Consider the following 24,124-nt stretch of genomic DNA (forward strand, 5'->3'; position numbering starts at 1 on the left):
TTGAAATCTAGTTGACTGAGCGCAGTCGAAGGCAACATTTGAACATATTTTCAATTTTACATTTTCAATTTTCAATTTGCCGTATCTTTGCACAAATAAACAGACAAACATCATGACATCAGTTCCAGTTACAGTATATGTAGAAATGACTCCCAATCCAAACACGATGAAATTCGTTGCAAACAAATATTTGTTGATCAATGGAGAGTCGGTTGAATTTCATTCAGGTGCAGAAGCCAAAGGTTATTCACCATTAGCAGAAGAATTATTTCATTTCCCTTTTGTAAAAACAGTTTTCATCACGGCAAATTTTGTGACAATTGCTAAAAACGATACTATTTCCTGGGATTTCGTTACCATGGAATTACGTGAATTCGTTAAGAACTGGATTGCTGAAGGAAAAGATATCCTGATCCAAATGCCGGTTGCAAAATCAAAACCTGCAGGCAGCGACGATTCAAAACCAGCCAAAGAATATGCTCCATCCGAATACGATGACGCGATCCGTTCCTTATTGGATGAATATGTTCGTCCGGCAGTGGAAGGTGACGGCGGCGCAATTGATTTTGTCGGATTTGAAGAAGGAACCGTAACAGTGGCACTTCGTGGTGCTTGTTCAGGCTGCCCTTCCAGTACTGCAACATTGAAAGGCGGAATTGAAAACTTGTTGAAACAACATTTACCCGATGTAAAAGAAGTGGTTGCAGAATCTTTGTAAGATTTACTGAACAAAAAAATATCTGGTGGGGACGCGATGCATCGCGTCCCCACTTTTTTTCCCACATCGCGTCCCCACTTTTTTTAAATTGCTTCCCCACTTTTTCACACATTGCATCCCTTCTTATTTTAAAAAATGTTCATGTGCTTTTATGGAATTTCCGGATGTCTGACATCTCTATGGAAATCAATTAAAATTCAGATCATGAAAACAATCACATTTATCGCAACACTCTTCCTTACAGGAATGACTTTCGCACAAAACACATTTGGAGATATCATCGGAACCTTCACCACTCCGGATAAGAAAGAGGGAATCTATGGCGCCTATGCTGTAACCTTCAGAGGAGATCAAGTCTATAAAGCAGTAACTGATGAAGATGGAAGATTCCGTATTTCTGCCATTCCAGCAGGAAACTATAAAGTTTTCTTTATTTACGAAGGGGACACAACTTATTCTAAGGACATGGTGGAAGTTTCACCAGATGGTTTTGGAAACAATGGTTTGGTTGCCCAAACAAATCCAACGGAAATTGACGTTGTGACAATTGAAGCACCCATTTATAGACTTACAACTGGTGTTGCACCGGAAATCAAACTGACCAAAAAAGACATTCAGCACATGTCTGTGAAGTTTAATGCAAAACAAATGGTAGCATCCATGACTTCCGATGTGAAACTGACAGATGACGGACAATTGATCTTTAGAGGAGCTCGAAAAGGAGACGTAATCAATTACATCGATGGGGTGAAAATGACCGATGTTCAAAATGTGCCGAGTGCAGCTTTGGGATATGTCATGGTTTATTCCGGAGCAATTCCCGCAAAATATGGCGATACGACCGGTGGAGTTGTGGTTATGGAAACCTTGAGTTACTTTGATTTACTAAGAGAATACAATAACAGACCATAAACCAACCTTTACAAAAAACAAGTCGGGGCGTCCGTCAGCTGACGGATTCGCCCCGACTTGTTTTTAATCTATTTCGGAAAAAACTTCGGACTCGATTCTTGCATCGGAGTCATGTATTTTTTCAAATTCTGTTCGTCGTGCTGATTCAGGATCATCAACATATTGTCGGATTCCACGATAATGTAATTTTCCAAGCCCTGGATCAAAGCCAGTTTGTCGTTTGGTAAGTTTACAATGCAATTCTCAGAGTTGATCATATGCACATTGTCACCGATAACCGCATTTCCATTGTAATCTTTATCCAGGTGAGAATACAAACTACCCCAAGTTCCCAAATCAGACCAATCGAAGTTGGACAATACGACATCCACATTCTTCGCATTTTCCATTACTGCAAAGTCAATTGAAATATCTTCACAAGCAGCAAAGGAAGCATTCACATATGCCTGCTCTTCCGGTGTATTGTATTTATTGGATTGATCCGTAAACAAATGAAACAGCTCCGGCTTGAACTTCTCCAAGGCATTCAAAATTGTTTTTGCACGCCAGATAAAAATCCCGGAGTTCCAATAATAATTTCCGCTTCTCAAGAAAATTTCAGCCAGTTCCCTGTTTGGTTTTTCCGTAAAATGCTTCACATCTTTCACCTGACCTGGAAGAATATCTCCATCTTCAACGAATTCGATATAACCATAACCGGTATCAGGTCTTGTCGGTTTAATTCCCAAAGTGACCAAACGATCTTCCTTATTCGCTGTTGTAATTGCCGTATTTACAATCTCTGTAAATTTATCTTCTTTCAAAATCAAGTGATCTGAAGGAGCAACCACCAATGTCGCATTCGGATTGATTGCATGGATTTTAGCTGCAGCATAGGTGATACAAGGTGCCGTATTCTTTCTTTCAGGTTCCGTCAGGATCTGACTGTCTTTCAGTTCAGGAAGCTGTTCCTTCACCAAAGAGGCATAATTTGCATTGGTAACAATATAGATATTCTCGGCCGGTGCAATTTGCAGTAAGCGTTCAAATGTCATTCTCAGTAATGATTTTCCAATTCCGAGAACATCCAAAAATTGCTTTGGTCGTTGAACAGTTGACATTGGCCAGAATCGGCTTCCGATTCCACCAGCCATGATAACGCAGTAATTATCTTTCATTTGTGTTTTCTAAAAGTTGAACTGTAGCAAGAGAGTGAATCAAAAACTGACGCTTCGAAGGTACTTCGGTACATAAAAAACGCGTACGTCTCAACTCTCCCTTTACAAAGGTTTTTCCTTGCAAAACAAAAGTAGCATTTTTTGGAATCTCTTCAAGTATTATCTCCCCTCCTTCGCGCTTATCGTATTGTCTCAAAACGCGTGACAGTTGTGTGTCGGTGCAGGAAGAGGCTTTCATGTTGGTCAGGCTTGTCATCAGGGCAACTTCAATATCCTTTGGAAGCAAGCCCGTTTGAATAGCCGGCCACAAGAGCTTTCTGAATTCTGCTTTCCATTCTTCACCATGTGGTTTGATCCGAAATCCAAAACTGAGATAAACGCGCAAGTGAGCGAATTCGTGTAGGGTGGTGATTAAAAAATTATACGGATTCAAATTTCCATTTACAGATATTCGATGAAAAGTTTCTCCAGATTGCGGAGCCCGGTAATCGCCCAATTTGGTTGCCCGAGGATTGGTGATAGCAAAACGCACCGGGTGATTCAGCAATAAATCCGCCACCATCTCTTCAAAACCAGTTGGTAGATATGGCTTCAACTGTTGAATATATTTTTCCTTCTTTGTCAATTTTGCCTCCAATCATACAAAGTTAAGTTGATTTTCCAATCCGAAACTTCAAGAAGGCAACAAGTTATCAATCAAGAATGGTGAATAAGCATTTCTTTCAAATGCCAAACTCAAAATGCCCAAAATTGAAAGCCGTATCCTTTGTTTTGAATTTTGCATTCATCATTTTGAATTCCTCATTCATATTTTTTTAACTTTATATCCGAAATGGGGGTAATACAAAATATCGGCAAGTATTTCATGATGATGTGGATCGTGTTCTCAAAGCCAGAAAAATGGAGAATATTCCGTAGACGTTTTTTTGAAGAAATGGAATTGATCGGGATTAAATCCATTCCGATCGTTGCGTTGATGTCTGTGTTTATGGGAGCCGTAATTGCATTGCAGACTGCTTCGAATATGGATAACCCACTTCTGCCTACTTACACAGTTGGGTACATTACCCGTTCATCTACCATTCTGGAGTTTTCTCCAACGATTATTTCGTTGATCTTAGCCGGAAAAGTAGGTTCGAACATCGCCTCTGAGGTTGGGACCATGCGTGTTACCGAGCAAATTGACGCGTTGGAAATTATGGGTGTAAACTCCCTGAGCTACCTGGTTCTTCCAAAAGTGACTTCAGCAATGATCTTCTTCCCGGTATTGATTATCTTCTCTATCGGTTTAAGTTTGATCGGTGGTTGGTTGTCTTTAAAGCTTTCCGGACTTTCATCTACAGAAACATATATTTACGGAATCCGTTTCTTTTACAGGGATAGTGATATTGTTTATGCACTATCAAAAACGGTGGTTTTTGCGTTCCTAATTACTTCTATAGCATCTTTCAAAGGTTATTATACAAAGGGCGGATCGCTGGATGTGGGTAAATCTTCCACAGAAGCAGTAGTCAGTTCCAGTGTTGCCATTTTGATCGCGAATTTCTTCCTAACTCAAATGTTCTTATTGTAATGATAGAAGTTGTCAATATCAATAAAACTTTTGGTGATACTAAAATCCTGAAAGACGTTAGTGCATCCTTCGAAAAAGGAAAAGTAAACCTGATTATCGGTCAATCGGGATCCGGGAAATCAGTACTTGCAAAATGTATTGTTGGTCTGCACGAGGTCGATTCCGGTCAAGTCTTATATGACGGAAGGAATTTTACAGAAATGAGCCGTTTACAGCGCAAAGAAATCAGACAGGAAATTGGAATGTTATTCCAGGGATCAGCCCTGTTTGATTCGATGACGGTTGAGCAGAACATTATGTTTCCTTTGACGATGTTCACTAAAATGAGCCAAAAGGAAATGCAGGAACGTGTTGATTTCTGTTTGGAAAGAGTAAATCTTACAGGGAAGAACAAACTTTATCCGGCAGAATGTTCCGGAGGGATGCAGAAACGTATTGCCATTGCCCGCGCTATTTCCATGAACCCGAAATACCTGTTTTGTGATGAGCCTAATTCAGGACTTGATCCACAAACATCGATCCTGATTGATAACCTCATCCGGGAGATTACGCATGAATATGCTATCACCACCATTGTCATTACGCACGACATGAACTCAGTAATCGAGATCGGGGAAAGTGTGATTTTCATCAATCAAGGTCAGAATTGGTGGCAGGGAGATCGAAAATCGATCATTACTACTGACAATAAGGAAATCAATGATTTTGTGTTCGCTTCAGACTTTATGAAGGAGATCAAGGAGACGCTGAAGAAACACTAAGCTTATTGACGACATCCGTTTATCACAAAGGCGCTAAGGCACTATTTGATAAATATCTCGTGGTTTTTCCGTAATTTATTATCTTCAACACACACTAACACATAAAATACTCGTGCCCTTCTGCCTTCGTGGTAAATTTCTAAGTAGCATTGGCAGTTAATAGTAAATCTTCAAAATCATCGGTTTCGGTTCCTTGTCTATCATCGGAATCAACTCTTCGAAATAATTCTCCGACAACATGGCACAACCCAAACTAGTGCAAATCGGATAATATTGCTCTTCATCCGGAACACAGCTGTAACGATGTAACACAATTGCCCTTGCTGCAGCTTGATCATTCGATTTTTCGAGACCAGCCAATTTATACGATTTTCCAAAATTCCCCTGATATGAGCCGCCTATTTTGTACAAGCCCAACGAAGTCATGTATGAATTTGGAGTGTTGCTGAATCGGAGTGAGTCTGTTCCTTCAATTTCGGATCCCGACCCGTGTGCACAAAGTCCTTTGGAAAGGACTTTACCTGTTTTTAAATCCACTACAAACAATCGGAAATACTTGGATGGAATCCGCATGTCGATCAGAATGGCTTTCTGATTCGAATAAAATGTCCCTTTGCTTTTAATGTAATTCTTTACCGATTCAATCTGCTGAGGAAGCACCTTCAAAAAGCGTGTCGAGTCATAATCGGATTCCGATATGATTTCTTCCGAATCCCCCCTATTCAACTGGGATGTTTGCGCTTGATTATAGGTACATGCAGCAACAAATAAGATAAAAGCAATAAAATACAATTTGATCATGTTTCCCTTTTTTATTCTAACGCTAAAAATCAATTTCGGGTACAAAATAGCTAGTAATTACGAATTATCATCTACCTTAAAATGAAGATTGTCGATGAGTAATTCGGCATTTGCAATGATGCATGCCACTTTTTCCCAAATTACTTTCGCTCTGATCAGCCGTGGCTGATCATAATTTGGTCTTCAAAAGAGTGTTTTCTAAAATAAATCCCCTTTGTTGAACTGCACTAACGCTTGTTCAGTTATCAAAAGCTAACGCTTTTTCTTATATTTACTAGAAAGAAATATATCATGAAGAGAAGAACACTTGCAATTGTAGTAGGAATTATAATCGGAGGATTATTCATCGCGCTTGGTGATATTTTCTCAGCTTATATTTTCCCTTTGGAGTTCCCGATCCCAACAGACCGTGCGCTAATCCCTGACTTCTATGAAAACGAGGTTTCTTTTGGATTCAAATTTGTGATCGTACTGAATTGGGTGATTTCTGCTTTTGTCGCTGCAATTGCCAGCACGTTCATTTCAGGCCGAGACTCTTCCATTCCCATGCTTGCAGCAGTTGTCGTCTTAAATTTTCTGACTTTGCTCCAAGTCATTTTAACTCCATATCCAAAATGGATGTTAATCTCCAGTTTATTCATTTTCATTCCGATAGGATACATTGCCTATTTTTTAATCCGCAAAAAGAAAACGGATGAGGGGATTTGATGAAAGAATCACACATTACATTTCAAAATCAGCTGATTTTGCGCAACCCATATTGAATCAGCTACGAGAAACCGTTCATCTTTTTTGTCCTGAAGTGGAGGAAGGAATGAAATGGAGTATGCCATTTTTCATGTACCGTGGTAAAATCCTGTGCAATATGGCTTCATTCAAAAACCATTGTTCTTTCGGATTCTGGCTTCATTCCGAAATGAGCGATCCTCATGGACTATTCAAACGCACCGAAGATGGCGGAATGGGTAGTTTGGGAAAAATCACTTCGCTTACTGATTTACCAAAACCAGACCATTTGGGAGCTTGCATCCTGGAAGCAATGACATTGACAGATCAGGGAACAATGCCCCGGGAGTTAAATCCGAAAGTCAAAAAACCGGTTGTGGAACCACCTTTGGAATTGATCGAATTATTGGAAGCCAATCCAAAAGCAAAAGCCACATTCGACTCCTTTCCCCCTTCCCATCAAAGAGAGTATATCCATTGGATCAGGGAAGCAAAACGGGAAGAGACCAAACAACGCAGATTGCAGCAAACAATTGAAAACCTGTTGGAAGGAAAGTCAAAAGACTGGAAATACATGCGTTAACCGATTTTCGTCCACAGTTGACCGATTTTGACTAAACAACTCCTGATTAGTCTTATACCTTTGTCTTATAAATCTTTCAGATTATGGAAACAGATAACATTCGCACGGAAATAGAACACGAAATTTTAAAAGCACAGAAAAGTCATCGTCGCGGAAAAATAGCAGGTGGATTGGCCATTGTTTTCTTTGGAACAGTTTACTTATTGGAACAATTAGGTTACCACACTCCTTCCTATTTGCTTAGTTGGCAAATGATTCTAATAGTCATCGGGATCATTGTACTGGTCAAGCACAAATTCAGAAAATTTCACGGATATCTTCTCATCATTATTGGTAAACTATTTCTTTTGGCAGAATGGTATCCGAATCTCATTAATGGCAAGATCATATTCCCTATCGCATTAATTCTGGTTGGTCTGTGTGTTGTTTTTTCAAAAAACAAGCGATGTGGTCGAAATAGTAGAAGACACCGCTTTTCAAAGGAGAACTGGAAACACATCCATGAAGCACATAAAAGAGGTTACTCTGCATACAATTACAGCGAGAATGACTTTATTGACAGCGTCAGTTTTTTCGGAGGAATCACAAAAACGGTAGTTAGCAAGAACTTTAAAGGAGCAGATATTGTTTCTTTCTTCGGTGGAACAGATGTAAACCTTTCACAGGCAGATTTTCAGGATCGGATTGTAGTCGATGTCACGAATGTATTTGGAGGAACTACATTGACGATCCCTAATCACTGGGAAGTCATTTCGGAAGTTGCAAGCATCTTCGGATCATTTGAAGACAAACGTCCACAACATCAGCGGGATGCAGACGAAGAACGCAAAGTGCTTGTATTAAGAGGAACCTGTATGTTTGGAGGAATTGAAGTAAATAGTTTCAGTAAATAAAAAAGGATGTTTTTAAGGATCGGTACAAAAGTGCAATTACTCTTCATCGTTTGGACGGTGATTGCAAGTTTTGTACTTTTCTTTGCTTTGTTGGGGAATCATTTCCCATTTGACATTGCCTGGAAAGATGCCCTTTTTTCAGGTATAATCATTTCAGTTATTTCCCAGATTCTCTATTTCATCCAAACGTATTCTCACGCAAAAAGACCAGTTAATTTTTCCAATTTCGGTTTGGTATTGGTACTAACAGCAATCTACCAACTTTTAATAACCAGCGCATTCAAACTGGTCTTGGGAAATGAACGTTGGACCGAATACATCCGTCCGTTTGAAGGAGCGCGGGCTTGTATCGTTTTCTTCATTCTGATTTCCGTGAGTTTGTATTGGTGGATCAACAAGAATCAGCAGATACAATCACAGGTGCACCAGCAATTGATTGAACAGGAACGCGCTTTAACGAAAGCGGAATTAGACAACATCCACCAGCAATTGCAACCGCATTTCCTCTTCAACAGTTTGAATTCAATTGGAGCACTAACGGAAATCAATCCAAAGGAAGCCAATCGGATGATCTTATTATTGAGTGATTTCCTGCGTGGAACATTGCGCAAGGACATACAGACCTTAATTCCCATCTCTGAAGAAATTGAGCAGGTAAAACGCTACCTGGAAATTGAAAAGATCCGTTTCGGACACCGGTTAAAAACAGAATTCGACATTGATGAAGGCTGTTTGGAAACCTTGGTCCCTCCCCTTTTATTGCAACCGGTAATTGAAAATGCCATCAAGTTCGGCTTGTACGGCTCTACGGATGAAGTCATCATTTATGTGGGGGTTAAACACCAGGAAAACGGCTTGGAAATCGAAGTCAGAAATCCTTTTGATCCCGATTTCACTCAGTACAAAACAGGTAAAGGCTTCGGACTCACCAGTATCAAACGCAGGTTGATGCTTCTTTTCAACCAATACGATCTATTAACCACCGAGAAACAAGATAAACTATTCATCACTAAAATTTTGATTCCGAAATGATTAAGGCATTCATAGTAGACGACGAGCCATTGGCAAGAGAGGTTGTTAAAAAACACTTGCAAAAGTATACGGATATTGTTCTTGTTGGAGAAGCAAGCGACGGATTTGAAGCATTGAAGTTGATCCCTGAAGCAAAACCCGACTTACTGTTTTTGGATATTCAAATGCCGAAAATCAACGGGTTCGAATTATTGGAATTACTTTCCGAAAACCCTTCTGTCATTTTCACCACCGCATTTGACGAATTTGCTCTAAAAGCATTTGAAGTAAATGCTTTGGATTACCTCTTAAAACCTTTCTCTGAAGAACGTTTTGACTCAGCAGTCAGCAAAAAAAGAAATACAGAACTCAGTGGTGAGTTGAAAAAAGACATTCCACTTCAGATCATACATGAACAAAATCGAATCGTTGTAAAGGATGGAACCGAAATCAAGATCATTCCAATCAATGAGGTGGATTATATAGAAGCTTATGATGATTACGTAAAAATCTATCAAGGAAAAAAATACATCTTAAAAAAACAGACGATGAATCATTTTGAACAAGTTCTTCCAAAAGATCAATTTATTCGAATCCATCGTTCTTACATTCTAAATGTCAATCAGTTAACGAAAATCGAATCTTACGAAAAGAACAGCTATGTCGCCATTTTAAAGAGCGGAACAAGTATTCCAATCTCACGTTCTTCCTACGGTGAACTGAAATCCCGACTAGGTTTGTAGCAGGTTAATTTTGTCCTTTTTTTATTTGTTTCTGTTAAATAAAAAACAACAGGCATCCTTTTATATAAAGTCTTCGTTAATTTGGTGTACTTATTCTAAGACACTAATTAATGGCGTCTACTACTAAAATGCTTATTGCTATTGCAATTGGCTCTACTTCTGCATATAAACAGTTACAAAACGCTTTTGTAACCGAGTTTTCTTATGGCTGCTCTCCCCCCAGCGATTTCGAGAACAAATTTTTCGTGAAGTTTATTTTTTGGTATCCTAGATTAAGTTCATTCGGCAAATACATTTTACCGGATTATCACCAAATTATTTCCAAAAAATCCAAACATGAAAAAACTGCTATTACTAAGCTCTTTAGTTAGTTTATCTTATTTTAAAGGCTTTGCTCAATGCGACATAAACGCTTCAGCAAGTGCAACAACGATCACTTGTGGTCAGAGCGTGAATCTATCTGCTTTTGGTTCTTCTACAGGTCAAATGGTATTGAATGAAACTTTCAATACGGGTGGATTCGGCACAGGATGGGGAGCAACCCCAGGATCTACTAATTTTTCTAATCCATGTTCCCCTGCTGGAGTGGATGGAACACCACATGCGTGGATGGATAATAATACAAGTGTTCCCAGAACCTTGACTTCTGCTCCATACAATCTGACAGCAGCAACTGCAGGAGTTTCCATTTGCTTTGATTTACTCTTTGCTGAACAAGGAGACGCATCACCCTGTGAAGGTCCGGATGAACCAGACGAAGGCGTTTTTTTACAATACTCCATTGATGGCGGAGCAACCTGGATAGATATTCATTATTTCGATCCAAATGGTGGAAATGACCCACAGCTTACCAATTGGAATAACTGGTGCTTTGCCCTTCCTCCGGGAGCGATTACTGCTAACACCTTAATTCGTTGGCATCAAATTGCCGACTCAGGAGCAGATTATGACCACTGGGGAATTGACAATGTTCAAATCTTCCAAAATGATATCAACTCGGAAGTTGAATGGCTTCATGATGGGTATTCTTATGGAATAGGAAATCCAGGTGGTGTAAATCCAAATGCCGTTACTCCAACTACAACCACTACTTATACAGCCCAAATCACTACCGGTACAGGACAGGTATGTACAACTTCCATCACGATAAATGTCATTCCACCGGTTTATGATGTAACCGTTTCGGCAAGTCCAACAACCATTTGTTCGGGTGATTGCTCAACGATTACCGGTACAGGACAAGTTGTCATTGATCCGGGAGGACTAGAAACCTATGAAAACAACGAGTTTAATGTCGTGGCATCCGGAAGCGCTGAAGTAAACATCAATGTACAAGGAATCAATACCACCACTATCACCAATGGACTCATTCAAAACGTAACTATCAATGGATTCAATTTCTCCGGATCTTTCTTATGCACTTCTTTTGGAGGATGTAACTGCAACGGTTCTAATATTGGATTCGGATCCAATTGTAACTTAACAGCAAGCGGATTTACTGTAACACTTACTTCTCCGGGAGGTTGTGACATTATCCTTGCTCCAGCTGGCGTAGCTTCCGGAAACTATAACAATACCGTATTTGTTCCTGTAGGAGGAAGTGCTCTTGGAGGTACTTTTCCAGCATCGGGTGGACCTTGGAACCCAAACCAACCTTTTTCAGGTTTAAATGGTTGTGATCCAAATGGAGTTTGGACATTGTCATTCAATGCCCCTGGTCTTGGTCTTGGTTTCGGGACGCTACAAGGTTGGTCTATCACTTTTAACGACCCTCCAATCTATGCTCCGGTAAACTATTCCTGGTCACCGACTACCGGTCTTTCAAATCCAACAAGTATCAATACCCAAGCTTGTCCAACTAGCACCACGAATTATGTTCTTACAGTTAGTAATGGAACTCCAGGTTGCCCAACCCACACTGAAAATGTAAATATCATCGTTGATCCTTGTGGTGGATGTATTCCGCCGGTGGTGAATGTGAATCCATTAAACACCTGTGCGCCGGGAACTGTCAATCTAAGTACCGCTATTGCTGCCGGATCCGCTCCTGCAACGTTGACATACCACGCAACTCAAGCAGATGCTCAAAACGATGTCAATCCGATTTCAACAACTGTTGGCACGAGTGGAAGCTATTGGGTTCGGTATGAAGACCCAACGAATTCAACTTGTTTTGGTGTAACTCAAATTGTGGTCACAATTAATCCTGCTGATAACCCTGCATTTACACTTACAAACTTTTGCACTGGCAGTACAAATCAAGCTACGGGAATAGCAACTCCCGGTGGGACATTTAGTTTCAATCCACTACCAACAGATGGAGCGACAATCAATACTTCGACCGGTGCAATTTCAAATGCAACTACCGGAACAACTTACACCGTTCAATATACAACGAATGGAACTTGTCCGGCTTCAACTACTCATCCTGTAAGCGCATCTGGCTTCTCATACAGTGCATCCATTACCGATGAAACTTGTGGAAATGCGAATGGTGAAATAAATATTGCTCCAACCGGTGGAACTGCCCCATATTCCTTTAGTATAAACGGTGGTGCAACACAAAGTTCGGGAATCTTCACCGGACTAACTCTGGGAGTCTATTCCATCTTAATTACAGATAATGCAGGTTGTCAAAGTACCGGAACAGAAAATGTGGGTAGTATTGGCGGACCAACCATTGACAACTTACAAACTGTAAACCCAACCTGTGGTACCGGATGCAATGGATCAATAACAGCAACAGTATCTGGTGGAACAGCACCTTATACTTATGAATGGTTTGATGCCTCCAATAACCCAATTGGAACGAATTCAGCTACGATCTCAAATCTTTGTGGTGGAACTTATTCCCTCCAGGTAACAGATGCCGGTGGCGGAAGTACTCAATTATTTTACGACGATTTTGAAACAGGTATTGCAGGATGGAATTTCAACATGCCTCAAGGTCCGGAAGGCAGTGATCCTAATTTCTTTGAAGTAGATGACGACGAAGGTGGAGTTGCTCCCGGAGGTTGTGGAATTGCTGGAAATGGTGATGCAACACTTCATATTACCAGTGTATTCTTCCCTGGTGGAGGTGCAGCTTATGATGCAGGAGGATTATGTGGAATTCTTTTCTGTCCACAAACAGATCGTCAAGCTGAAAGTCCTGCTATCAATACGGTCGGTCAATCCAATTTAACACTCAACTTCGATTATATCGCCCAAGGAGATATCCCGAATGACCAAGCCACTGTTTGGTATAATGCAGGTGCAGGTTGGGTACAATTAGGTGCTGCATTATTCTCCGGAACAGGGGTTTGTTCTCCTCAAGGAATTTGGACAGCTTATTCAAGTCCTCTTCCAGCAGTTTGCGAAAACATTCCTAACTTGCGAATTGCGATTCGCTGGCAAAATAACGATGATGGAGTTGGAACTGATCCCTCAGTTGCCATAAACAATCTTGAAGTAATTACTGCTAGTGCAACAAGTTGTCCAAGTATCGGTTTTGCGACTCTTACTTCACCTGCCGGTGGAGATGACCCATCATTTACAGTAAGCAATTATTGCGAGGGTGCAACAAATAGCGCCACTGGAATTGTAACTGCAGGTGGAACGTTTGCTTTCAATCCAATTCCAACAGATGGAGCTACGATTAATGCTTCTACCGGTGCAATTGCAAATGGTATTGGCGGAACAACTTATACTGTTCAGTACACCACTAATGGCGCTTGCCCGGGAACACAAACTCACGTGGTAACCGTCTACCCTATCCCAACAATAACAGGAAGTGAAGTATGTGTTGGATCTACTGTTCAATTAACAGCAACCGGAACGCCGAATGCAACCAACCCTTGGGTTTCGTCTAATCCAACTATTGCTTCTATTGATAATACAGGATTGGTAACCGGTTTAACTGTTGGAACAGTTACTATCACTTTTACAAATTCCAATGGATGTTCTTCCACTTACTCATTAAATTCGGTGGATTCACCAACAATTAACGGAAACCTTACTATTTGTTTGGGAAATACAACTCAACTTACTGGTTCCGGAACTCCAAACTCAAGTAATCCGTGGGTAAGTTCCAATCCTGCGATTGCTACTGTAACAAACACCGGATTGGTTACCGGTATTTCGAATGGAGTGGTGACAATTACTTATACCAACTCAGGTTCTTGTGATAACAGTGTGCAGGTTACCGTAAATCCAGGTGCAGCAATCAATGGAACTACGAATGTTTGTAATGGTACAAACTCCATTCTGACCGGAGCTGGAATTCCGGATGCCATCACTCCATGGACCTCATCAAACACAGCTGTTGCAAGTATTGATAATTCCGGGAATGTCACTAGTATTTCTCCGGGAACAACAACCATAACTTATTTGAATAGTGGTGGATGCAGCAGCACTGTTCTCTTTACTGTATTCGACATTCCAATTGTTTCATTTACAAGTAATGCGTCCGAGGGTTGTGCCCCGCAAACTATTGTATTTACCAATACAGGTTCTGCCTCTACAAACTGTGTATGGACTTTTGAGGGGATTGGAACTCAGAATGGATGCGGTTCGGTAACTCAACTATTTAATCAGGAAGGAGTGTACGATATCACCCTAACAGTTACCAATGCAAACGGATGCATTAGTTCGTTGACAAACACAGATATGATCACTATTCATCCGGAAGTAGATGCAGACTTCACGGTTGATCATACTCAACAAACTGTTTTGAATACATTATTCCAATTCACCAATACCTCAACCGGAGCAACCAATTACACCTGGGATTTCGATGATGGGACGTATTCAAACTTGACAAATGCAGTTCATGCATACGATGAAGTTGCAGGAGTATATACCGTAATGCTAACAGCAAGTAATTCTTTTGGATGCAGAGATTCCGCAACAATGGTAATATCTGTGGTAGATGAATTATACTGGTTCGTACCAAACACCTTCACTCCGGATGGGGATGAAGTGAACAATTATTTCAAGCCGATTTTCAGTCCGGGATTTGATGTAAAGGATTACTCTTTCCTCATTTTTGATCGCTGGGGTGAAATCATTTTCGAATCAAAAGACATGAATGTCGGATGGGACGGAACCTATAACAATCTGATTTCTAAAGAAGGAATCTATACTTATAAAATAACCCTGAAAGAGAGAAACTTAGACAAGAGATACGAAATCATTGGACACGTTAATCTATTAAAATAAGAGAAAGCACTGCTTTCGATAAATATATCCGCGGTAGAGGATAATGAGAGAATGAGAGAATGAGAGAATTCATAATTAGAAACTAAACAAAGATTGGCATCGGCTGGACTAACTAATCCGACGAAGCTGATTAAACATAAACTAAAACCAAAAAATGAAAACAATTACATTATTATTTTTTGCAATTCTGTTTGCATCGAATGCAAAAGCACAAGAGTGGCAAACCTATTACGAAGGTCAGGGTATTACCATTCAATACAGACCTGCCGAGATTGATGATGCCCAACTGGGGATCAGTCATAAACGAATTGTGTTTCGCTATGAAAACAAAACGGATAAGGAGGTCCAATTGAATTTTAACCGGTTGATTACTTACTCAGATAGTGAAACAGCTGCTAAACCCCAGGAAAAAAAATACCATGTTTCAATTCCTGCAAATTCAAGTGTAGAATACAATCAGGCAAATTCAATGGACAAAACATTTTACCTGTTTGCCCAGGATAAAAAGAATACAATCAAACGCTCCTTGATAAACTTTGATATCAGGGACGTTACAACAAACTAGACCATGAAATACTTACTACTACTAATTGCCCCGATTTTCATCGTGGGTGGTCACTTATTGGCTCAATGTGACATTAATGCGAGTGCAAGTGCAACAACCATTACCTGTGGTCAGAGTGTGAATCTATCTGCTTTTGGTTCTTCTACAGGACAAATGGTATTGAATGAAACCTTCAATACGGGATCCTTTGGTCCGGGATGGGGAGCTACACCAGGATCCACTAATTTTAACAACCCTTGTTCACCCGGAGGAGTTGACGGAACACCACATGCATGGATGGGAAGTACAACGAGTGTTCCCAGAACGTTAACCTCATCTCCATACAATTTAACGGCAGCAACTGCCGGAGTCTCCATTTGCTTCGATTTACTTTTTGCCGAACAAGGTAATGCTGCTCCTTGTGAAGGACCGGACGAACCGGACGAAGGTGTATTCTTGCAATACTCCATTGATGGCGGAGCAACCTGGATAGATATCCATTATTTCGATCCGAATGGTGGGAATGATCCGCAATTGACAAACTGGAACAACTGGTGTTTTGCACTTCCTCCCGGAGCGATTACCGCAAATACACTGATTCGCTGGCATCAAACAGCAGATTCAGGAGCGGATTATGATCACTGGGGAATTGACAATGTTCAAATCTTCCAAAATGATATCAATGCCGAAGTTGAATGGCTCCACGACGGATACTCTTATGGCGTAGGAAACCCGGGAGGTGTGAATCCAAATGCCGTTACTCCAACTACAACAACAACTTATACGGCTCAAATCACAACCGGTACAGGACAGGTATGTACAACAACTGTCACGGTAACCGTACTTGATCCGGTTTATGATATAACCGTTTCGGCAAATCCCACTACCATCTGTTCGGGTGATTGCTCAACAATTACAGGTACCGGACAAATTATAATTGATCCGGGAGGCATAGAAACCTATGAAAACAATGAATTCAATGTCGTTGCTTCAGGAAGTGCTTCTGTAAATATCAATGTACAGGGAATCAATACCACCAATATTACCAACGGACTCATTCAAAATGTAACCATCAACGGATTTAGTTTTTCCGGTTCTTTTTTCTGCACCTCTTTTGGTGGATGTAACTGCAATGGCACGAACATCGGTTTTGGATCAACTTGTAATCTGACTGCAGGCGGATTCACTGTAACGCTTACTTCGCCTGGTGGGTGTGATATCATTCTTGCTCCAGCTGGTGTTGCAAATGGAAACTACAACAACACCGTTTTCGTTCCTGTTGGTGGAAGTGCAATGGGCGGAACTTTCCCCGCATCTGGCGGACCATGGAATCCGAATGAACCATTTTCAGGACTTAACGGATGTGATCCAAATGGTGTTTGGACACTTACTTTCAATGCACCTGGTCTGGGACTTGGTTTTGGAACATTGCAAGGTTGGTCTATCACCTTTAACGATCCTCCGATTTATGCACCGGTAAATTATTCCTGGTCACCGACAACAGGACTTTCCAATCCTACGAGTATCAATACACAGGCCTGCCCTACTTCCACTACGAATTATGTATTGACAGTCAGCAATGGAACTCCCGGATGTGCCACTCATACTGAAAACGTAAATATCATAGTAGATCCTTGTGGTGGATGCGTTCCACCGGTCGTGAATGTGAATCCCTTGAATACTTGTGCTCCCGGAACTGTCAATCTAAGCACAGCTATTGCTGCCGGATCTGCTCCTGCAACTTTGACTTATCATGCCACCCAGACTGATGCACAAAATGATGTCAATCCGATTTCCACAACCGTTGGGACTAGTGGAACTTATTGGCTTCGTTACGAAGACCCTTTGAATCCGACTTGTTTTGGTACCGCCCAAATTGTAGTAACGATAACTCCTGCCGCAAACCCCGCATTTACCTTGACAAACTTCTGTCCCGGAGGAACCAATCAGGCAACAGGAATCGCTACTCCCGGCGGAACATTCAGTTTCAATCCGGTGCCGGCTGATGGGGCAACTATCAATTCTTCAACTGGCTCCATTTCAAATGCAACAACCGGAACAACTTATACGGTTCAGTACACAACCGGTGGTGCATGTCCTTCATCAATGACCCATACCGTTACCGCAACCGGATTTACTTATACCGCTGCTATCGTAAATGAAAATTGTGGCAATTCCAATGGAGAAATCAATATCACTCCAAATGGTGGAACTCCAAATTACACTTACAGTTTAAATGGTGGACCAACTCAAGGTTCAGGCTCATTTACCGGATTGAATGCAGGATCTTACACAGTTGTTATTGCTGATAATTCCGGATGTCAAGCTACAGGAACTGAAAACGTGGGAAGTATCGGCGGACCTTCTATTGACAACCTTCAAACTATCAACCCAACTTGTGGAGGAGGATGTAATGGTTCGATAACTGCGACAGTATCTGGCGGAAGTACTCCTTACACTTATCAATGGTTTGACGCTTCGAATAATCCGATTGGTACGAATTCAGCCACTATCTCAAATCTTTGCGGAGGAACCTATTCCCTTCAGGTAACGGATGCGAATGGCTCAAGTAATCTGTTGTTCTTTGAAGATTTTGAAAGTGGAGCAACCACCTGGACATTCAATGTTCCCACAGGTGCGGAAGGTGCCGATCCCAACTTCTTTACTGTCAGCGATGATGAAGGAGGCGTTGCACCGGGAGGTTGTGGTGTTGCCGGAAATGGTGATGCTACCCTTCATATCACCAGTGTGTTCTTCCCCGGAGGAGGTGCAGCATATGATGCAGGAGGATTATGTGGGTTGTTATTCTGTCCACAAACAAACCGGCAAGCAGAAAGCCCGGCAATCAATACCGTTGGGCAATCGAACCTGACATTGAAATTCAACTTCATTGCGCAAGGAGACATACCAAACGATCAAGCGACGGTCTGGTACAACACAGGTTCCGGATGGACACAACTTGGAGCTCCATTATTCTCTGGAACAGGGGCTTGCTCTCCTCAGGGAGTCTGGACAGCCTATTCCAATGCTCTTCCGGCTTCATGTGAGAATATTCCGAACCTTCGAATTGCTATTCGTTGGCAAAACAATGACGATGGTGTTGGAACAGATCCTTCCGTTGCAATAAATAACTTCGAAATTATCACAGCAAGTGCGGCAAGTTGCCCGGCAATTGATTTTGCAACACTTACGGCTCCTGGCGGAGGTGGAGATCCATCATTCGCAGTAACCAATTTCTGTGAAGGCTCTGCAAATAGTGCAACTGGAATTGTAACCGCAGGAGGAACTTTTGCATTCAATCCTGTTCCGGTAGACGGTGCAAGTATCAATGCTACAACAGGTACAATTACAAATGGTGTCGGTGGAACAACTTACACCGTTCAATACACCACGCCGGGAGCTTGTTCAAGCTCTCAGACACATACAGTAACTGTCTATGATTTGCCGACTCCGGTAATCTCAGGTAATTTAACCTATTGTGCGGGTGGACAAACCACTTTAAGTGCGGGTGGACCTTACTCTTCTTATTCTTGGAGCACCGGGCCGGCAACTCAAACAATCAATGTAACCGCACAAAATGGAATCAGCGTCACGGTTACTGATAACAATGGTTGTCAGGGAACAAGTCCGGCTGTAAATGTTACATCCGTAGCACAAATTGTTACCAATTCGAATCTTACCATTTGTCAGGGACAGACTATTACAATCCATGGGAACCTGCAATCAACTGCCGGAGTTTACAGTCAGACATTCCAATCCTCCGGAGGTTGCGATAGCATCTCCAATGTAACCTTGCTTGTAAATCCGAGTCCTACGCCAATAATTACAGGAAACTTATGGTATTGCGAAGGAAATCAGGCAACGCTTGATGCAGGAGGTCCCTATTCAAGTTATTCGTGGAGCACAGGTGGAAATCAACAAACCATTCAAACAACAAGTTCAGCTCCAATTACAGTAACTGTAACAGATGCCAACGGTTGTTCCGGAACAAGCGCTCCAGTTAGTCTGGTAGCTCCTCCGATAGCAAGTGTTGGTGCAACTCCTTCAACGGGAATCGCTCCCCTGATTGTTACGTTAACGAATGGAAGTCAACATGCAAATGCATATCATTGGTACTTTGGAAACGGAATTGACTTGATTACCGGAAACACCAATAGTCAAAACCAAACATATGATAGTGTAGGTCAATATACTGTTGTTTTGGTTGCCACATCTCAAAATGGTTGTTCAGATACGACATATGTGACTATTGTCGTTGTAGAGCCCACGCAACCAATGATTATTGACTTCCCGAACATTTTCACTCCGAATGGTGATCAGAACAATGATTTCTTCGAATTTGCCAGCTCGAATGTGGCAAGTTTGGAGGTGGTCGTTACCAATCGTTGGGGGAACCTGATGTTCAAATCTACCGATGTTCACTTTAAGTGGGACGGGACAATGCCAAATGGAAATCAAGCTTCAGAAGGCGTTTATTTTTACCAGTATAAAGTTACCGGGATGCTCGGAGAATATTTGGAAGGACAAAAATTTGTACATCTGATGAAATAACTTTTTCAATCAAAAAACAACCCAGGCAGTTCTTTTCAAGAGCTGCCTTTTTTCTTTCCAAAAAACTCTTTTAAAATGGACTATTTTTCATTTTGATTAAAATATAATCATTCCGTAATTCTTATTTTTACTAGTAAAAATAAGAAAATAACGAAAAAAAGATTAATTTTTAATCAAAAAAATTTGTTTTATCGAATAAGATTACTTATCTTTGTATTGTAGCAAGTCCGGATAAAGAATTGCTCAAAAACAACCTTATTATTAACCATTATTATAAATCGAATCGTGAAACGAATTATCATCCTTTCCGTTGGTACGGCAACCCCTAAAGTTATCAAAGCACTTTCTGAAGCTTTTGAAATCAACAAGGAGTTATTATTTAAAATTCTTTACAACGCACCTGCTGTCTTTTTAGACCATGCAGATGAAGCCCTGGCAGAAAAGGCATTTACTATTTTAACAGAACTCGGGCTGGAAGTTCTGATCCAAAATGTAGATGAACAAGCTCCGGTACAAAAAGAATCTCTTGATATAGCCGTCCATATCAATGATCCGGTGAAATTAAGCACCGTCAACAAACAGCTCTCAGAATTTCTGGGCTGCACTGAAAACGAATCTCTGCAACTCCTGCTTAGCGAACCATGTGTGGTTTTAGGCGGAGTATCAATGGCCACAGCAGAGAGCTTGCAAAAACGAATAGATGCCGAAGTGATTGCAAGTAACCCGAAAATGGATTTATACACCATTGAATTCACTGCAGAATCAGAAAATGAACGCTTAAAGTTGATTAACCTCATCAAAAACAAGGAAATCACTATTCCTGAAGGAGAAACAAAATGGGTTCGCAACCTGAACTACAACCAAATGAACCAGTTTCTCACGCGCTATCGTTCGCAAAATGATGTTAAGATCTACAATCAAAGTTATTCCAGGTATCGTATTCTCCTGGAGAATTTTGACCTGACGAATACTTCCCAAACCAACTTTTTGGTGAACGAAATCGGCATGCCGACGGAAGTACTCTCAGAAATCCACGCCAATCTTCCGGTTTTATTGGATGAATCAGTTAACTACGGAATCCTTGAGGAAAAACTAGCCTTGTACAAGCAAGCGGGTTTAACCTGTTCCGAAGAACAAATTCCATTTGGAAAGTATGTCCTCTCAGTGAGTAATATTAGTGACTCCGACAAAGCAAGGGAAATCCTGAGCAAATTTTACGAAGATGTCAAGTTAGACAAGATCACAAATGTCTGGAAAGCCCCTATGCCACTCGGCGGCACTTTGAGTCGATTACTTGAAAAACAATTGGAATATATTGGATGTGAAATCGAATACGAATACTAACCACTATGAACGAAAACAAACCGAACCTCCATCTCCAAATCGCTGAAAACGGAAAAGTACTCGCTTTACGAGGAGACCACAAAGAAGCATTACGCCATTACAAAGAGGCTATGCGCATGTGTCAATCGACCGAAAATTCAGAAGTTTTTCTGCAGCATTACAGTTTGTGTGCAATGGAATCACTGGAATTGATGGGGGCTCACGAAGAAATCATCACTTATTGCGATAAAAGCATTGATTTCCTGACACCAAAAAAAGCCGATCGGACCGATGATTGGTTCAGGAAAAACCTCGCATCACTCTGGGAACGGAAAGGAATCCAGTGCATCTACCTGGATGAAAAAACAGAGGCGATCGAAGCTTTAGATTCAGCTCTTAAAGAAGCAAAGGATTCATCAGCCTTGCCGCTTAGTAAAGAATTACTGAACTGGCTTCGAAGAGGCTATGCGATTAGTCACAAGCAAGTGCGTGATTTACAAAACAGACATCGCTACTTTACGGTTCGTAAGGAAAATGTCAACGAAAAAATAGCAGTACAACTGCCGGAAATGATCAATCCGTTCTAAACCAACGTTTATACGAAATCGCAGGCGGTTTTAGTTGCGCGCGAAACTAAGAATATCCACCTGTCTCCTCATCCCTGAAAAGAACGGGGTCAGGATTGTTACGCCAAAAAATTTGGCAGGCAAGAGTGATCCACCTGCATTTCGTAAAACATTAAAACAATTAATTTATGAGTGATTTAACCAAATTCAGTGAAGGAGCTTCCATTCTGCAGCAGGTTGATGTCAGCGACATCTTTACAAACCTTGCCATGGGAATTGCGGAAGCTCAACAGAAACTAGATGACAATTCGATAGCACAGGCTATTAAATTGGCAGAAACCAACATCGACGGTGAATCCTTGTTGTCTTTAGGATTCGCTCCGGTCTTTTACGCATTCCAATATGCAGACATCAGTGCCAGTATCAATTTGAGAATGGGTCTGAAAGAAGCATTGGAATTCGGATTCGGATTGGATGTCCAATTGTCCAACCAAAAAGGATACACCACAGCTAACCGAACGTTTTTGAGTTCAAACAGTTATTCCGAAACTACGGAAGAATACAAATCTGTGAGACAATTAAACTTTCGTGCAAAAGAAAACAAGGCGATCAAGATCAACAACAAATTCATCAGCCAAAGTGAGTCTCTTGTTTCGAAAAGTCGTTTGGAAGATTTCAAACAAAGGATCAAAACTGATGCATCTGTGGACCAGGTCTATGAAGAAGTAGAGTCCAAAATACTTACCGAAAATAAAAGTGTCGGAGTAGATGTCTGGATGGACGGAGGATTCCTTCGAGTTGAAGAAGGCTTACATTTCAACAAACTAGGTGTTGGGGTCTTTAAAATTAAAAACTTTGCCACCGCAACTACTATTGATGTTGATGGAGGAGATGGTACAAATGCAAGTTTTGCAATGCCTGTTGACTTTTTGGATGCTTCTTTAACTGCTACTCTTGGTTCGGCAGGAGCAGGAGCCACCTTATATGCTTTAACAAAAGAAGGAGATTTACATGCTAAATTCGGCTCCGATTGGGTCAAATTGTCAAGCAAGCTTTACTTCCCTTACAACAGCGACGAGATTACAATAGGTCAGAATTTGAATAACGGACCAAATGATGCGTCCAGCTTAACATTCACCTATCCGAATCCGATTGTAGATGCAGATAACCAAAACCACAATCAGCATCCGTTAATTCACAAAGTGCTTCGTTTGATCCAAAGCCACGATTCAGATGTGTCCATTACCATTACCGGTATGACAGATCCGAAAGGCGGAGATAATCCGAAAAACAAAAGTTTGGCAAAAAGACGTGCTGAAAAGTTGCGTAATCATATCTTCGGATCAGCTGCACCTGTCAATGTAGAGATTGATACTATAACGAATACGGCTGGAGCCAGCGACTTGTTAAAACGTCATGCTTCAATTAAGTTGAATTCTGATTACCTGATCTTTATTGACGGTAAAGTAACACAAGATGCAACACCTGCTAAAACAAGTACCGGAGTAAACAAATTCGTTTATGCGGATGACAAAGGTGCGGAGACTGCCAGTACTTTCACTGTATTGGATGTTATGTACGGTTCAACTGCCCTTCAGGCTTCAGCATCGTCCTTTGCTTCAATTTGGGAAAGTGTTCAGGAAAGTTTGGAGACGCATTCACACGAAGAGATTTCGAATACCTATTACTATTCCCTGGACGACGAGGCGATTGTCAAATTACATTTGCTTTCCAATAAGTCGGATGAGATTTCTATTGCAGAAAACTCAGAAAGCGAAAGTCAGGGATCTGAAAACCAAAGTTCTTACTTGTGGGCGAAAACCAAAAATGAAAGTGCTGCTGAAAGCGAAAGTTCAAATAACAGTAATCAGAGTTCGTCATTTGCTATGTCAGCAAGCGTGGATTTCAGAATGTCTCGCCAGTTTGAAATGTCGATGGAAGGAAACTCTGCCATGTCCGCAAGATTGATTTCACTTCCTGCTCCGGATGCATTCCGTGCTTTTCTGGATAGAAAATACGGAAGCTCTACAGAAGGATAATATTCACTATTAAACTTCTAGCAA

General features: G+C 41.1%; 18 protein-coding genes. 15 read left to right on the forward strand and 3 right to left on the reverse strand.

The annotated features are described in order from the left end of the window. Nucleotides 1–112 precede the first annotated feature (112 nt). Entirely contained in the window at nt 113–718 is a 606-nt protein-coding gene (locus AAG807_RS08905) for a NifU family protein (protein ID WP_341902581.1), read from the forward strand. A gap of 204 nt (nt 719–922) precedes the next feature. Next, entirely contained in the window at nt 923–1,630 is a 708-nt protein-coding gene (locus AAG807_RS08910; RefSeq protein ID WP_341902584.1) for a carboxypeptidase-like regulatory domain-containing protein, read from the forward strand. Nucleotides 1,631–1,698: 68 nt separating this feature from the next. Here the strand turns inward: AAG807_RS08910 and AAG807_RS08915 are convergent, their stop codons facing one another. Beyond that, nucleotides 1,699–2,787, reverse strand: a complete 1,089-nt coding sequence (locus AAG807_RS08915) for a mannose-1-phosphate guanylyltransferase (RefSeq protein WP_341902588.1) — start codon at nt 2,785–2,787, stop codon at nt 1,699–1,701. Next, nucleotides 2,777–3,424, reverse strand: coding sequence for a sprT domain-containing protein (locus tag AAG807_RS08920; protein ID WP_341902591.1), 648 nt, complete (start codon nt 3,422–3,424; stop codon nt 2,777–2,779). The genes AAG807_RS08915 and AAG807_RS08920 overlap by 11 nt, the downstream gene beginning before the upstream one ends. A 195-nt stretch (nt 3,425–3,619) precedes the next feature. On the opposite strand from AAG807_RS08920, the gene AAG807_RS08925 reads away from it, so the two are divergent. Further along, complete coding sequence (locus tag AAG807_RS08925) at nt 3,620–4,360, forward strand: ABC transporter permease (protein ID WP_341902594.1); 741 nt, start codon at nt 3,620–3,622, stop codon at nt 4,358–4,360. Then, nucleotides 4,360–5,121 (forward strand): ATP-binding cassette domain-containing protein, encoded by a 762-nt coding sequence (locus AAG807_RS08930; RefSeq protein ID WP_341902597.1) that lies wholly within the window; start codon nt 4,360–4,362, stop codon nt 5,119–5,121. Before AAG807_RS08925 ends, AAG807_RS08930 begins: the two co-directional genes overlap by 1 nt. A gap of 156 nt (nt 5,122–5,277) precedes the next feature. On the opposite strand, the gene AAG807_RS08935 is transcribed toward AAG807_RS08930, so the two are convergent. Further along, entirely contained in the window at nt 5,278–5,922 is a 645-nt protein-coding gene (locus tag AAG807_RS08935) for a murein L,D-transpeptidase catalytic domain family protein (protein WP_341902600.1), read from the reverse strand. Nucleotides 5,923–6,213: 291 nt separating this feature from the next. Between AAG807_RS08935 and AAG807_RS08940 the strand changes: the two genes are divergently transcribed. The 11 genes from AAG807_RS08940 to AAG807_RS08990 all read left to right on the forward strand — a co-directional run bounded on the left by AAG807_RS08940 (nt 6,214) and on the right by AAG807_RS08990 (nt 24,100). Beyond that, complete coding sequence (locus tag AAG807_RS08940; protein WP_341902603.1) at nt 6,214–6,630, forward strand: hypothetical protein; 417 nt, start codon at nt 6,214–6,216, stop codon at nt 6,628–6,630. After that, nucleotides 6,617–7,231: a YdeI/OmpD-associated family protein gene (locus AAG807_RS08945; RefSeq protein WP_341902605.1), complete on the forward strand. Its 615-nt coding sequence runs from the start codon at nt 6,617–6,619 to the stop codon at nt 7,229–7,231. Before AAG807_RS08940 ends, AAG807_RS08945 begins: the two co-directional genes overlap by 14 nt. A gap of 83 nt (nt 7,232–7,314) precedes the next feature. Continuing rightward, a complete protein-coding gene (locus AAG807_RS08950) occupies nt 7,315–8,124 on the forward strand; it encodes a LiaF domain-containing protein (RefSeq protein WP_341902607.1) in 810 nt (269 codons plus the stop codon). Nucleotides 8,125–8,130: 6 nt separating this feature from the next. After that, entirely contained in the window at nt 8,131–9,156 is a 1,026-nt protein-coding gene (locus AAG807_RS08955; RefSeq protein ID WP_341902610.1) for a histidine kinase, read from the forward strand. Further along, entirely contained in the window at nt 9,153–9,878 is a 726-nt protein-coding gene (locus AAG807_RS08960; protein ID WP_341902613.1) for a LytTR family transcriptional regulator DNA-binding domain-containing protein, read from the forward strand. The genes AAG807_RS08955 and AAG807_RS08960 overlap by 4 nt, the downstream gene beginning before the upstream one ends. A 336-nt stretch (nt 9,879–10,214) precedes the next feature. Then, nucleotides 10,215–15,077: an Ig-like domain-containing protein gene (locus AAG807_RS08965; protein WP_341902616.1), complete on the forward strand. Its 4,863-nt coding sequence runs from the start codon at nt 10,215–10,217 to the stop codon at nt 15,075–15,077. 154 nt (nt 15,078–15,231) lie between these two features. Next, entirely contained in the window at nt 15,232–15,642 is a 411-nt protein-coding gene (locus tag AAG807_RS08970; RefSeq protein WP_341902619.1) for a hypothetical protein, read from the forward strand. A gap of 3 nt (nt 15,643–15,645) precedes the next feature. After that, complete coding sequence (locus tag AAG807_RS08975; RefSeq protein WP_341902621.1) at nt 15,646–20,172, forward strand: gliding motility-associated C-terminal domain-containing protein; 4,527 nt, start codon at nt 15,646–15,648, stop codon at nt 20,170–20,172. A gap of 285 nt (nt 20,173–20,457) precedes the next feature. Continuing rightward, complete coding sequence (locus AAG807_RS08980; protein ID WP_341902624.1) at nt 20,458–21,516, forward strand: hypothetical protein; 1,059 nt, start codon at nt 20,458–20,460, stop codon at nt 21,514–21,516. 5 nt (nt 21,517–21,521) lie between these two features. Then, nucleotides 21,522–22,082, forward strand: a complete 561-nt coding sequence (locus AAG807_RS08985; RefSeq protein WP_341902627.1) for a hypothetical protein — start codon at nt 21,522–21,524, stop codon at nt 22,080–22,082. 167 nt (nt 22,083–22,249) lie between these two features. Further along, entirely contained in the window at nt 22,250–24,100 is a 1,851-nt protein-coding gene (locus AAG807_RS08990; RefSeq protein ID WP_341902629.1) for a hypothetical protein, read from the forward strand. Nucleotides 24,101–24,124 lie beyond the last annotated feature (24 nt).

The organism is Fluviicola taffensis DSM 16823, from assembly GCF_943372375.1.
Taxonomy (GTDB): Bacteria; Bacteroidota; Bacteroidia; order Flavobacteriales_D; family Crocinitomicaceae; genus Fluviicola; species Fluviicola taffensis_A.